This window comes from Phenylobacterium sp. 58.2.17 (assembly GCF_026411515.1).
Lineage (GTDB): Bacteria > Pseudomonadota > Alphaproteobacteria > Caulobacterales > Caulobacteraceae > Phenylobacterium.
The window spans coordinates 1-13,257 of the sequence record NZ_JAPMTQ010000066.1 but is presented as its reverse complement, the minus strand read 5'-3'; the positions used below and the strand labels follow the sequence as shown (position 1 = coordinate 13,257).

The 13,257-nt window shown below is 68.2% G+C and carries 11 protein-coding genes and 1 pseudogene; 4 read left to right on the top strand and 8 right to left on the bottom strand.

The genetic code is table 11. The features are described from left to right. A pseudogene (locus tag OUA97_RS22025) lies at nucleotides 1-317 on the bottom strand (hypothetical protein); the annotation flags it as partial. Further along, entirely contained in the window at nucleotides 317-2,359 is a 2,043-nt protein-coding gene (locus tag OUA97_RS22020) for a TonB-dependent receptor domain-containing protein (RefSeq protein ID WP_267234237.1), read from the bottom strand. The gene OUA97_RS22020 and the pseudogene OUA97_RS22025, both read right to left, overlap by 1 nt. Nucleotides 2,360-2,522: 163 nt before the next feature. Between OUA97_RS22020 and OUA97_RS22015 the strand changes: the two genes are divergently transcribed. Together OUA97_RS22015 and OUA97_RS22010 are read left to right on the top strand one after the other, a co-directional pair. Beyond that, nucleotides 2,523-3,320, top strand: a complete 798-nt coding sequence (locus tag OUA97_RS22015) for a DUF4198 domain-containing protein (RefSeq protein WP_267234236.1) — start codon at nucleotides 2,523-2,525, stop codon at nucleotides 3,318-3,320. A gap of 11 nt (nucleotides 3,321-3,331) precedes the next feature. Beyond that, the gene (locus OUA97_RS22010; protein WP_267234235.1) at nucleotides 3,332-3,796 is read left to right on the top strand and encodes a hypothetical protein; all 465 of its coding nucleotides are present in this window, start codon (nucleotides 3,332-3,334) and stop codon (nucleotides 3,794-3,796) included. 56 nt (nucleotides 3,797-3,852) lie between these two features. Here OUA97_RS22010 and OUA97_RS22005 read toward each other — a convergent pair whose 3' ends face one another. The 5 genes from OUA97_RS22005 to OUA97_RS21985 form a co-directional block, all read right to left on the bottom strand. Then, on the bottom strand, nucleotides 3,853-4,992 hold the full coding sequence (locus tag OUA97_RS22005; RefSeq protein WP_267234234.1) for a serine hydrolase domain-containing protein: 1,140 nt from the start codon (nucleotides 4,990-4,992) through the stop codon (nucleotides 3,853-3,855). A 46-nt stretch (nucleotides 4,993-5,038) separates the two neighbouring features. Further along, nucleotides 5,039-5,824 carry a class I SAM-dependent methyltransferase gene (locus OUA97_RS22000; RefSeq protein WP_267234233.1) on the bottom strand — a complete coding sequence of 262 codons (786 nt, stop codon included), beginning with the start codon at nucleotides 5,822-5,824 and terminating at the stop codon, nucleotides 5,039-5,041. A gap of 13 nt (nucleotides 5,825-5,837) precedes the next feature. Next, entirely contained in the window at nucleotides 5,838-8,600 is a 2,763-nt protein-coding gene (gene secA, locus OUA97_RS21995; RefSeq protein WP_267234232.1) for a preprotein translocase subunit SecA, read from the bottom strand. A 229-nt stretch (nucleotides 8,601-8,829) separates the two neighbouring features. Next, a complete protein-coding gene (locus tag OUA97_RS21990) occupies nucleotides 8,830-9,108 on the bottom strand; it encodes a GIY-YIG nuclease family protein (RefSeq protein WP_323691102.1) in 279 nt (92 codons plus the stop codon). A gap of 98 nt (nucleotides 9,109-9,206) precedes the next feature. Further along, a complete protein-coding gene (locus OUA97_RS21985) occupies nucleotides 9,207-10,379 on the bottom strand; it encodes an acetyl-CoA C-acyltransferase (protein WP_267234231.1) in 1,173 nt (390 codons plus the stop codon). 151 nt (nucleotides 10,380-10,530) lie between these two features. Between OUA97_RS21985 and OUA97_RS21980 the strand changes: the two genes are divergently transcribed. Together OUA97_RS21980 and argJ are read left to right on the top strand one after the other, a co-directional pair. Then, the gene (locus tag OUA97_RS21980) at nucleotides 10,531-11,517 is read left to right on the top strand and encodes a peptidylprolyl isomerase (RefSeq protein ID WP_267234230.1); all 987 of its coding nucleotides are present in this window, start codon (nucleotides 10,531-10,533) and stop codon (nucleotides 11,515-11,517) included. Next, entirely contained in the window at nucleotides 11,514-12,944 is a 1,431-nt protein-coding gene (gene argJ, locus OUA97_RS21975; RefSeq protein WP_267234229.1) for a bifunctional glutamate N-acetyltransferase/amino-acid acetyltransferase ArgJ, read from the top strand. The genes OUA97_RS21980 and argJ overlap by 4 nt, the downstream gene beginning before the upstream one ends. A gap of 130 nt (nucleotides 12,945-13,074) precedes the next feature. On the opposite strand, the gene OUA97_RS21970 is transcribed toward argJ, so the two are convergent. Then, on the bottom strand, nucleotides 13,075-13,257 hold a 183-nt coding region (locus OUA97_RS21970), incomplete at its 5' end, for a hypothetical protein (protein WP_267234228.1).

The window sequence follows — 13,257 nt, the reverse complement described above, 5'->3', positions numbered from 1 at the left end:
GGTGCGGGCGAGGGGGCCGGCGTGGCGGCGGCCGACGATGACGCGGCAGGCGCCTCACGCGGCTGGGGCAGCGCGGGGACAGAGGCGGAAGTCGTCGGCGCAGGCTCCCGAGGAGGGGAGGAAGGAGCCTGCGCCGACGTGGGGGCCGGGGCGTTATTCGCGCCGCCCCGGACCTGAACCAACTCCGCCATGATCACGGTCTCGTCCCACACGGGCGGCTCGTCGGCCGCCGAGCGCATGACCAGGGCGATGAGGCCGAGGTTCAGCGCCGCGGAGACCGCGAAGGCGAGCGTGCGTGTGGGCGTGACCGCGAACATCAGAACGTCCGCGCCAGGGTCAGCTTGAAGGTCCGGCCTTCGGCGTCGAGCGACTGCAGATGGCGGCGGAACTGCTTGTCGAGGACGTTGTCGACTGCGGCGCGGACTTCCAGCCCCTCGAACGGGCCCTGGTCCGGCGTCCAGGTCACGAACAGGCCGTGCACGCCGTAGCCGCCGGTGCGGCGTCCGCCCGGGCCGATGTCCTCCTGGTCGGCGGCGAACTCGCCGCGCCAGCCGGCCGAGAGGTTCTGGTCGGTGAAGCGCCAGCCGACGGTCATGTCCAGCTCGTCGGCCGGGATGGTGTTGAGCGGCAGGCCGGTCAGGCGGTTCTCGCCCTCGATGCGCGAGAGGCCGGCGCGGGCGAAGAGGTTGCGCGAGGCGTATTCGGCTTCGATCTCGACGCCCTCGAACCGCGACTCGCCGACATTGACGAAGTAGGCCGAGTTGGCCGTGCCGCGGGTGATCAGGTTAGAGACGTCGTTGCGGAAGGCGGTGACCTTGGCGCGGACCGCGTCGCCCTGGGTCAGCACGTCGTCGAACGAGAGGGTGAAGCCGCCCTCGAAGTTGTCTGACTCTTCAGGCTTCAGGTTGAGGCTGAAGTTGTTCGCCGTGGCGCTGGTGCGGCTGTAGATCTCGTCCAGCACCGGCATGCGCACGGTGCGCGCGATCGAGCCGAAGACCGCGAAGTTGTCGGTGAAGGAATAGAGCACGGCCAGCTTGGGCGAGGCGGCGCTGTCCTCGACTTCGGTGCGGTTGGTGACGCCGGCGCCGGGCTGCAGCTTGGTCCAGTCGACGCGCACGCCGGGGATGATGGTCAGCTTGTCGGACCAGATCAGCTCGGCCTGGGCGTAGAGGCCGTACTTGTCCATATCGCCTTCGGGGTGGGTGGCCGCGCCGGGGGTGGTGTTCCCGGCCGCGTTGACCCGCGGATTGCGCCGCTCCTGCGTGTAGGCCTGGGCGCCGAGGAACAGGAAGCCGGTCCAGTCCTCGCCCCAGTCGAAGCGCGAGGTGTTCTGGATGCGGCCTTGCCAGGTCTCGTAGGAGAACTCGGAATAGACCACCCCGGAGAGGAAGGTGGTCTCGCGCTGCTCGACCTTGGAATTGGCGTAGGAGACCTGGGCCTCGAGGTCGAACAGCTTGGAGCCGCCGAAGTCGTTTTCGTAGCCGAAGGTGGCGGTGATGTCGTCGACCTTGCGGCGTACCGGCGTGGTTCCGAAAGCCTCGGCCTGGTCGTAGATCTGGGTGCTGTCGGATAGCCAATTCTGGTAGGTCGCCCAGATGCTGTGGTCCTGGTCGCCGCCGATATAGTAGCGGCCCTTCAGCAGGTAGGAGCTGGAGGTGACGCCGGAGGGGATGACGGTGGTCCCGTCGCCGCTCTCGTAGTCGTCGGCCTCGCGGCGGGTGTACATCGCCAAGAGGTCGAGGTTCTCGGCCGGCTGGCCGGCGACGATGGCCGTGCCGAACAGCCCTTCGGAATTGGTCTCAAAGCCGGCGCGCAGGCGCAAGGCGAAGCGGTCGTCGCCGGTCAGGAAATCCGAGGCGTCCTTGGTGGTGAAGTTGACCACCCCGGCCAGGGCGCCCGCCCCGTAGAGGGTGGACGAGGCCGGGCCGCGCAGGACCTCGACGCGCTTGTACATGTCCGGCTCGCTGAACAGCGCGCCCATCCGGTACTGCTCGTAGAACTTCGTCACCCCGTCGATCTGGGTGAGGATGCGGCTGTCGGAGTCGGCGATGCCGGTGCCCATGCCGCGGATGTTGAAGCCCTGGCCGAGGGCTGAGACGCCGCCGACCACGCTGACCCCGGGAATGGCTTCCAGCAGGTCGCCCATGGTGGTGGCCTGGGCGTCGTCGATATCGTCCTGGTCGAGGGCGGTGACCGCCTGCGGCGTGTCGATGGCGACCTTTTCGGCGCCGGCGGAGACGACGATGCGGCCGAGCGAGAGTTGGGCGGCCGCGCCCTCAGGCGCCTGCTGAGCGTCCGCCGCCCCGGCCAGCAGCAGGACCGAGGCCCCCGCCAGAAGTCCGTACCGTCCACGCGCCATCGATCTCTCCAAATGATATGCAAGTGCGAGTCAATAGCATATGACTCGCGTGACGCCCCCCGTGGGCGCTTCGACGAGGCCGTCAATGCAGCATTCGAAAGTCAATTGCAAGTGAGTCGCAAGTGCATTAGTCGGCGGCATACGAACTGATGAAGGGGACCCAATGGGGCGTATCGGATTTGCGGCGCTGGCAGGCGCCGGAGTGCTGGCGGCGGCGCCGGGTATGGCGCAAGCGCACATGCCTTACATACTGCCGAACCTGTTCGACCTGACCGACCGTGACCACGTCACCGTCCAGGCGAGCTTCACCGAGGACCCGTTCCAGGCCGAGGTGGTGATGAAGTCGGACGCCTGGCACGTGCGCGGGCCGGGCGGGGCGGTGACCCCGATCTCGGGCGTGACCTATCTGCGCGACCTGGCGGTGTTCGAGGCGCCGATCGCGGCGAAAGGCACCTATCGCGTGTCGTCAGGCGAGCGGTTCGGCCGCAAAGGCAGGATGTACCGCGACGCCAAGGGCCAGTGGATCATCAGCGAGGGCAAGGACAAGCCGGCCGGCGCCGAGCTGGTCGACGTGCAGAGCATGACCCTGGCCGAGGTCTATGTGACCCGCGGCGGTCCGAGCCCGGACGCCCTGGCGCCGACCGGCAAGAGCCTGGAGCTGCGCCCGATCACCCACCCGAGCGAGATCTTCGCCGCCCAGCCGGCCAGCTTCGAGCTGCTGTTCGAAGGCAAGCCGGTCAGCGGGGCCCATGTCGAGGTGTTCCGGAGCGCCGGCGCCTATGACGGCAAGAAGCAGCTCGCCGGCCAGATCACCACCGACGCCGCCGGCCGGTTCGCGATCACCCCGCCGGACGCCGGAACCTATCTGGCGCTGATCCGTCACCGCACGGCCGCGCCGGCCGGGGCCGAGACCCCGTACCGCAGCTACTCGTACACCCTGACCTTCGAAGCGACCCAATAGGACCGACCGACATGACCAGCATCCGTCTTCCCCTCGCCATGACCGCCGCGCTGCTGGCGCTGGGCGCGGCCACGGCCCAGGCCGCGCCGCACGAGCATTCGGCCTTCGTCACCGACTACGATCTCGACAAGGACGGCAAGGTGACCGCCGCGGAGTTCAAGACCGTCCGCGACCAGCGCTTCGCGGCCATGGACGCCGACAAGGACGGCGCCCTGACCGAGGCCGAGTATGTCGGCGAGTACGAGGGCCGCCTGACCGCCCAGCTGGCCGCCTCGAACGAGAGCGCTGAGCGCAAGGAGGAGCAGCGCGTGCGCCAGATGCGCCAGGCGCATGTCCGCTTCGGCGTTCTCGACAGCAACAAGGACGGCAAGATGACGCCGGCCGAATTCGAGGCCTCGGGCGTGCGCGCCTTCGCCGAACAGGACGGCGACGGCGACGGCGTGGTCACCGCGGCCGAGAAGAAGAAAGGCGACTAGGATCTGGCCATCCTAGAAGCCTGCGGGCTGGGGCGGCGCGTACGGGCGCGCCGTCCTCAGCCCAATGCTTCCCACATCGCCATGGCCAGGCTGAAGGCGCGCATGTCGCCGGTCGTGGCGCCCGCCATCTTGTTCATGGCGTAGGCGAAGGTCGTGCGCGCATCCATGTCGATGATCACCAGCGAGCCGCCATACCCGCCCCAGTAGATGGTGTTGGGATTGGGTAGCGGCACCGCGCCGCCGGCGAGGCCGAAGCCCATGCCGAAGCGGGCGGGGATGCCGAGGATCAGGTCCGGCCCTTCGATCTGCAGCTCCAGCGCCTTTCGACAGCCGGCTTCCGACAGGATCCGTTTGCCTTTGGCGACGCCGCCGTTGGCCAGCAGGGACTGCACCTCGGCCACCGAGCGGGCGTTGCCGGTGCCGCCGGCGGCCGGGATCTCCGCGCCGCGCCAGGCGCGGGTGCGGGTTTCCGAAACCTCGAGCGGCGGGTTGTCGGACATGTTGGCCTGCAGTTCGCTCTGCGGCCCGCCGCCCAGGCCGGCCTCGGCCGGCGGCGGAGCGATCAGCTCGGCGACGCGGGCGTCCTCGGAGGCCGGCAGGCCGATATGGAAGTCGGCGTCGAGCGGCTGGGCGATCTCCTCGCGGAACACGGTCCCCAGGCTCTTGCCGGTGATGCGGCGCACCACCTCGCCGACCAGATAGCCCTGGGTCAGGCCGTGATAGCCCGGCGCCGTGCCCGGCTCCCAGAAGGGGGCCTGGGCCGCCAGCAGAGCGGTGACCTTGTCCCAGTCGTAGAGGTCCTCCTTGACCAGCGGCTCCCTCCAGCCCGAAAGACCCGCCGAGTGGCTCATCAGGTGGCTGACCTTGACGGCTTCCTTGCCGCCGGCGGCGAACTGCGGCCAGTAGCGGGCCACCGGGGCGTCGAAGTCGAGCTCGCCGCGGTCCGCCAGCAGCAGGGCGGTCAGGGCGGTCATCGTCTTGGTGGTCGAGTAGACGTTGACGATGGTGTCGCGCTGCCAGGGGCGGGTGCGGGCCTCGTCGGCGAAACCGCCCCAGAGGTCGACGACGGTCTCGCCTTCGACCGTGGCGCAGAACGAGGCGCCGATGTCGGCGCCGCTGTCGAGATTGGCTTCGAACGCCGTGCGCACGCCGGCGTACTTGTCGTGGACGAGACCCTGAACTGCACCGTCGGCCATGGTCTGGCTCCTCCCATTATCGGCCGAGCCTAGCAGCCTACCGTCGTCAGCCGAAGAGTTTGCCGAACAGGCCCTTGCGGGCCGGCCGAACGTCGCCGGTCAGGTCGGGCAGGCCCGCTTTGCGCGACACCAGCACCTCAATGTACTCGGCCTGGATGCCGCGGCCGAGATCTTCGATGGTCCAGATGGTGGTGGTCAGGCCGCTGACCGAGTCCCAGTAGGCGGCGATGTCGTAGCCCCAGTCGATGGTCACCAGCGAGCCGTTCGGGTCCATCGGATTGCCGTGATAGACCGGCTCCAGCAGGTGCTCGACGCCGCCGTCGGCCCGCCGCGCGGCGCGGCGGACGGACGGCTTCTCCTTGTTCACGATCGGCACGGTGCAGACGTGCAGGCCGCCCGGCTTCAGGGTGCGAGCGATCTCGCGCAGGGCCAGGTCGGGGGCGAAGACGTGCTCCATGACGTCCTGGGTGACGACGAGGTCGAAGCTGGCGTCGGCGAAGGTCTGGCGCTCGAGGTCCTCGGCCCGCCAGCCGCCGGCCGGATGGGTCGAGCCCCAGGGGATCGAGGGATCGTACTGGCTGGCCCGGTAGCCCGGCGCCTGCTCGGCCAGGCGGCGGCTGGCGGCGGTGCCGGGCGAGCTTTCGTGGATCGACAGCTCGCGCCAGTTGGGCCGCAGCTGGGTCAGCACCGAGAACAACGCCCGCTCACGCGGCTGGGCGTTGCAGGTCTGGCAGAGGAAGTGGTCCCGCAGCCAGGGATCCCTGGCTGCGAAGGTGGCGGGGAGTTCGCAGACTGGGCAGAAGCCGTCGACCTGGAAGAGGAAGTCGGCCATCTGCTCGGGTCCCCTAGATCAGCGCACCATGGCAGTGCTTGAACTTCTTGCCCGAGCCGCAGGGACAGACCTGGTTGCGGCCTGTGTGCTCCCAGCCGTCGGGCAGGGCCGTGATCGGCAAGGCCTGGCGCTGTTCGGCCGAGAGACCGTCAGGCAGGGCGCCCATCTGGGCCGCGTTTTCGCCAGTGAGCGGGTCCATATGGACTTCTGTCAAGCCGGACAGCGGGGCGATGGGTTCGGGCTCGGCGAACTGGAACTCGACCGTCATCAGCCAGCGGGTGACGTTCTGGCGCAGGTCGACCAGCAGCTTCTCGAACAGCGAGAAGGCCTCGGTCTTGTACTCGTTCAGCGGATCGCGCTGGCCGTAGCCGCGCAGGCCGATGACGTTGCGCAGGTGGTCGAGGTGCATCAGGTGCTCGCGCCACTGCAGATCGATCATCTGCAGCAGGAAGCTCTTTTCCAGATTGCGCATCTGGTCGGGGCTGATCGCGCTTTCGCGCTCAGCGGCGCGGGCGTCGGCGGCCTGCTGGATGCGCTCGCGGATCTCCTCGTTGGCGATGCCGTCCTCGGCCGCCCAGGCGGCGAGCGGCAGGTCGAGGCCGAGCAGTTCCTGGACACGCTCGGTCAGGCCGGCGATGTCCCACTGTTCGGCGTAGACCTTGGGCGGCAGGTGGCGCTCGACCAGGTCCTCGATGGTGTCCTGCCGCATCTCGGTGATGATTTCCGAGAGGTCGGAGGCGGTCATGAACTCGGCGCGCTGCTCGAACACGGCCTTGCGCTGGTCGTTCACGACGTCGTCGTACTTGAGCAGGTTCTTGCGGATCTCGTAGTTGCGCTGCTCGACGCGCTTCTGGGCCTTCTCGATGGCCGCGTTCAGCCACTTGTGGGTGATCGCCTCGCCTTCCTGAACGCCGAAAGTGCGCATGATCGCGTCGAGACGCTCGCCGGCGAAGATGCGCAGCAGGTCGTCCTCGCAGGACAGGAAGAACTTCGAGTGGCCCGGGTCGCCCTGACGGCCGGTCCGGCCGCGCAGCTGGTTGTCGATCCGGCGGCTTTCGTGGCGCTCGGTGCCGAGCACGTAGAGGCCGCCGGCGGCCAGCGCCTGTTCCTTCAGCGCCTTGGTGTCGCTCTCGATGCGCGTGCGCTCTTCGGCGGCGGCCTCCGGGGTGACCTCGATCCCGAGGCCGCGCTGCTCCTCGCGCCACTTCAGGACGCGGATGTCGATGTTGCCGCCGAGCTGGATGTCGGTGCCGCGGCCGGCCATGTTGGTGGCGATGGTCACCGCGCCGGGCACGCCGGCGTCGGCCACGATCATGGCTTCCTGTTCGTGGTAACGGGCGTTCAGGACGTTGTGCGGGACGCCGTTCTGGGTCTTGCCGTTGTGCTCGAACTTGTGGGCCTTGAGCAGCTCGGACAGCTGTTCGGACTTTTCGATCGAGACGGTGCCGACCAGGATGGGCTGGCCGCGCACGTAGCAGGCCTCGATCTGCTTGACGATCGAGGCGTTCTTCTCGCGCTCGGTGCGATAGACCTCGTCGTCCTCGTCGATCCGCGCGACCGGGCGGTTGGTCGGGATTTCAGAGACGTCCATCTTGTAGATGTCGCCGAACTCCTGAGCCTCGGTCGCGGCGGTGCCGGTCATGCCCGAGAGCTTGGTGTAGAGGCGGAAGTAGTTCTGGATGGTGACCGAGGCCAGGGTCTGGTTCTCGGGCTGAATGTTGGCGCCTTCCTTGGCCTCGATGGCCTGGTGCAGGCCCTCGGACAGGCGGCGGCCCTGCATCATGCGGCCGGTGAACTCGTCGATCAGGATCACCTCGCCGGCGCGGACGATGTAGTCCTTCTCGCGGGTGTAGAGGACGTTGGCGCGCAGCGCCTGGTTCACATGATGGACGATGGAGACGTTGGCCGCGTCGTAGAGGCCGGCCGAGTCGGGGTCGAGATGACCGCCGACGGTCAGCAGCTCCTCGACCTTTTCAGAGCCTTCCTCGGTCAGGATGACCTGGCGCTGCTTCTCGTCGTGGTCGAAGGTCGACGGGTCCTGGATCAGCTCTTTGATGACCAGGTCGATGGTCTTGTAGAGCTCGCTGCGGTCCTCGGTCGGGCCGGAGATGATCAGCGGCGTGCGCGCTTCGTCGATCAGGATGGAGTCGACTTCGTCGACGATCACGAAGTTATGGCCGCGCTGGACCATTTCGCTCGGGTCGTAGACCAGGTTGTCGCGCAGGTAGTCGAAGCCGAACTCGTTGTTCGTGCCGTAGGTGATGTCGGCCTGATAGGCGGCCTGGCGCTGGCCTTGGCTGAGGCCGTGGACGATGACGCCGGTGGACAGGCCGAGGAAGGCGTAGACCTGCGCCATCCAGTCGCCGTGCAACTGGGCCAGGTAGTCGTTGACGGTGATGACGTGCACGCCCTTGCCGGAGAGCGCGTTCAGATAGGTCGGCGCGGTGGCGACCAGGGTCTTGCCTTCACCGGTCCGCATCTCGGCGATGCCGCCGTTGTGCAGCACGATGCCGCCGACCAGCTGGACGTCGAAGTGGCGCTGGCCCAGCACCCGGCGCGAGGCCTCACGCACGACGGCGAAGGCTTCTTCGAGGAGCTGGTCGAGGGTTTCGCCCTTGGCCAGGCGGTCCTTGAATTCCTGGGTCTTGCCGCGAAGTTCGGCGTCGGACAGCGCCTGCATCTTCGGCTCAAGCGCGTTGATCTTGGCGATCCGCGAGTTGAGGCCTTTGACCTTGCGGTCGTTCGAGGAGCCGAAGAAGCGTTGGAAGATGCTCAAGGGAAATCGTTCCGGATTTGCGGGAGGGCCCGACGGCGGCGCCTCTAAGCCTGCTCGCCTGCCCGGAAATTCCGCTCTTTTCAGGGCGCGCGAGACTTAAGCAGCACCCATGCCAGTGTCAACGCGAGGGTGGAGACTCAACAAAATGGTGAGCCGGGCGCCCACCCTTCGCTCATCCCGGCGAAAGCCGGGACCCAAGCGGGCTTTCAATCAAATGAGATAAGGCGATTTAGCTCGGGATAGAGATCGCGCCAGGTCGGGTTGGCGCCTCGATCAGCGCGATCTTCCAGCGCCGCTTCCACTCCTTGATCTGGCGTTCGCGCCGAAAGGCGGCTTCGCGACCTTCGAAGGCCTCGAACCAGACAAGTTGAGTGACATCGTACTTGGCGGTGAAACCGCGCCGGACCTTCTCCTTGTGTTCGAAGATCCGCTTCGGAAGGTCGTCGGTGCTTCCGGTGTAGAGCGTGCCGTGCGGGCCGCTCGCCAGGATGTAGGTGTAGAAACCCATCCCCCGCTCGGCTGAAACTCAGCTTGGGTCCCGGCTTTCGCCGGGATGAGCGGGGGAGGGGGCAGTTTTCAAGTCAGGTCAGGCTTATTGGGCCAGGCTTAGTAGATCTCGATGAGGCCTGCGGCGCCCATGCCGCCGCCGATGCACATGGTGACAACGCCCCACTTGGCGCCGCGGCGCTTGCCTTCCTGCAGGATGTGGCCGGTCAGGCGGGCGCCGGTCATGCCGTAGGGGTGGCCGATGGCGATCGAGCCGCCGTTGACGTTGTACTTTTCCGGGTCGATGCCGAGCTTGTCGCGCGAATAGACGCACTGCGAGGCGAAGGCTTCGTTCAGTTCCCAGATGTCGATGTCGTCGACCTTCAGGCCATGACGCTCCAGCAGGCGCGGAACGGCGAAGACCGGGCCGATGCCCATTTCGTCAGGCTCGCAGCCGGCGACAGCCCAGCCGCGGAAGGCGCCGAGCGGCGTCAGGCCGGCCTTGGAGGCGGCCTTGGCTTCCATCAGCACCACGGCGGCGGCGCCGTCCGACAGCTGCGAAGCGTTGCCGGCGGTGATGAACTTGCCTTCGCCGCGGACCGGCTGGAGCTTGCGCAGGCCTTCGATGGTGGTGTCGGGACGGTTGCACTCGTCGCGGTCGACCACGTAGTCGACGATGCTCTCTTCCTTGGTTTCCTTGTTCACGACCTTCATCTTGGTCGCGAGCGGGACGATCTCGTCCTTGAACTTGCCGGCTTGCTGGGCGGCGGCCATGCGGCGCTGGGATTCCAGGCTGTACTCGTCCTGGACTTCGCGGCTGACCTTGTAGCGCTCGGCGACGATGTCGGCGGTGTCGATCATCGGCATGAAGATGGCCGGATACTGGGCGACCAGGTTCTTGTCGAAGTTGTCGCCGCCGCCGCCGCCGCCCGGGAAGGACAGCGATTCGACGCCGGCGCCGATGGCGACTTCAGCGCCGTCGTTGCGGATGTAGTTGGCCGCGGTGGCGATGGTCTGCAGGCCCGACGAGCAGAAGCGGTTGACGGTCACGCCCGAGGTCGTGATCGGCAGGCCGGCCAGCAGCGCGGCCTGGCGGCCGAGGTTGCCGGCGCCGTGCGCCACGTTGCCGAGGATCACGTCTTCGACGGCGGCCTTGTCAACGCCCGAGCGCTCGACCGCATGCTTGATCGCGTGGGCGGCCATGGTGACGGTCGGGGTCATGTTGAACCCGCCGCGTTGGGACTTGGCCATCCCGGTCCGAGCGTAGGAGACGATTACGGCTTCACGCGTCATGAAATGATTCCTCCGAAAAAATTGAGGCCGCAACGGCTGTTATCCGGTCCGAGCGGCTTTAGATCGGGCGCGACCTTTGCATCCCCGCGCCGAGTTGGCTAGGGACGGGCAAGCGCCTGCGGGCGGTTTTCGCACACGAGGTACGTCGACAATGACGAACTCCGCCTTCCGTCGCGTCCCGAACGCGCTGGCGCTGGCCGCAGTCATGCTGGTCGCCGCGACGTTGCTGGTCGCCTGCGGCGATCGCGGCGGGACCGAGGGCGCGCCCGCGCCTGGCGACACCGCCGTGGCCAAGGTCGACGGCAAGACGGTGTGGGCCTCGGACGTCAAGCGCGAAGCGGTGGCCCAGGGGCTGATCGGCGACGGCGAGCCGCTGGACGTCTCTTCGGACCTGTTCCGCCGGGTGCTGGACGAGGTGGTCGACCAAAAGCTGCTGGCCGCCGAGGCGCTGAACCGCAAGCTCGACAAGGACCCGGTCGCCCAGAAGCGGCTGGCCGCGGCGCGCGAGCGCATCCTGGGCGACATGCTGGTGGAAAGCGTGGTCTCCGACGCGGTCAACGACAACGCCATCCGCGGCCTCTACCAGGAGCAACTGAAGCTGGCCAAGCAGTCGGAGGAGATCCGCGCCCGCCAGATCGTCGTGGCCACCGAGCCCGAGGCTGCGGCGGTGCGCAAGCTGCTGACCACCGGCGCCTCGTTCGACGCCCTGGCCATGGAACGCTCCACTGACGCGGCGACCCGGTTCAACGGCGGCGACCTCGGCTATTTCACGGTCGACGTCATGCCCGAGGCCTATGCGGCCAATCTGAAGACCGGCAAGGCCGGCGACATCGTCGGCCCGTTCGCGATCGAGGGCGGCTGGGCGATCCTGAAGATCGAGGACCGGCGGCTGGAGCAGCCGATCACCTTCGAGGCCGCGCGGCCGCAGATCGTGCGTTTCCTGACCTATGACCAGGTCCGCGACCTGCTGGAGAAGCTCCGAAGCCGGGCGAAGGTCCAGACGCTGATCGGCGCGCCGCAAGACGTGCCGGGCCAGCCGAAGGAACCCGCCGACGCCCCGAAGACCGCTCCGCAAACTCCTGCGACGAAGGCCGCCCCGGCCGCGTCCGCCGCCCCAGCCAAGGCCGCCCAGCCATGACCAAGACCCCCGCCGCCCCGAAGAAGGCCGCCCCGATCAAGTCCACCGCCGGCAAGGCGCTGGAAGCCGCCGCCAAGCCCGTCGAGGCGCTGGCCGGCGCCATCGTCGACCCGCTGGCGACCGCCATCAAGCGCGCCGCCAAGAAGACCGAACCTGCGGCCAAGGTCGAGGAGCCCAAGCCCGCGAAGGGCGCGCTTCCGGTCTCGCCCCTGGCCGTGCCGTTTCCGCAGATCCCGGCGATCCCCGGCGTGCAGCTGGCGACGGGTCGGGCCGGCTTCTACAAGCACGAGCGCGAGGACCTGCTGGTCATGCGCTTCGCCAAGGGCACGGCCGGCGCGGGCGTGTTCACCCGCCACGGCATCGGCTCAGCGCCGGTCGACTGGTGCAAGAAGCATCTGGAGATGACCAAGGGCGCCGACGTGCGCGCCCTGGTGGTCAACGCCGGCTGCGCCAATTCCTTCACCGGCAAGCCGGGCGCGGACGCGGTGCGGCGGGTGGCTTCGGCCGTGGCCAAGCGCTTCGATTGCCGCCAGCGCGACGTGATGGTCGCCTCGACCGGGGTGATCGGCGTGCTGCTGGACGACACCAAGATCGCCCACCGGCTGCCCGACGTGGAAGCCAAGCTGACCGACGACGGCTGGGCCGGCGCGGCGCGGGCGATCATGACCACCGACACGTTTCCCAAGGGCGCCTATGCCGAGGCGACCATCGACGGCGAGAAGGTGCGCATCGCCGGCATCGCCAAGGGCTCGGGCATGATCGCGCCCGACATGGCCACCATGCTGGCCTTTGTGGCCACCGACGCGAAGATCTCCTCGACGGCGCTGCAGACCCTGGCCAGCCTCTACACGCGCAACAGCTTCAACGCGGTGACGGTGGACGGCGACCGCTCGACCAACGACACCCTGCTGCTGTTCGCCACCGGCCAGTCCAGCGCGCCGAGCATCAGCCGCGCCGGCGACCGGCGGCTGGCCGACTTCCGCGAGAAGCTGGAGGCGGTGCTGATGGACCTGGCGCTGCAGCTGGTTCGCGACGGCGAGGGCGCCAGCAAGTTCGTGAAGGTGACGGTGAGCGGGGCCGAGAGCTCGGCCAGCGCCCGCAAGATCGCCCGCACGATCTGCGAGAGCCCGCTGGTCAAGACCGCCTTCGCCGGCGAGGACGCCAACTGGGGCCGGATCGTCATGGCCGTGGGCCGCGCCGACGAGCCGATCGACCGCGACCGGGTGAAGGTGCAGTTCGGGCCGCTGGTCGCCGCGCAGGACGGCCTGATCTCGCCGACCTATGACGAGGCCAAGATGAGCGCCTACATGAAAAACCAGGAGCTGGAGGTGTCGGTGGACGTCGGCGTCGGCCGCGCCTCGGCGACCATGTGGACCTGCGACCTGACCAAGCAGTACGTCGCGATCAACGGCGACTATCGATCTTAGACCAATTGCTCCCCGCTGGGGAGCTGTCCGCCGCATGGCTGACTGAGGGGGCTTGCTGACTCAGCAGGCCCCCTCCGTCTCGCTGCTGCGCAGCGAGCCACCTCCCCCAGCGGGGGAGGAATTGCTTAGCTTAGTCCAGCGGCGTCCAGCGCTTCTCCGCGGCCGGCTTGCCGCCGCGCTTGGGGCCCTTGAACTGCGACTGGTCGATCGGCGTGGTCGCGGCGCGCTCGCCGTGAGCGCGCTGGCCGCCGGCGCGGTGGTCGGTGTGACGCTGGGGCTGGCCCTGGCGCTGCTCGCCGCCGCCAGGGCGCTG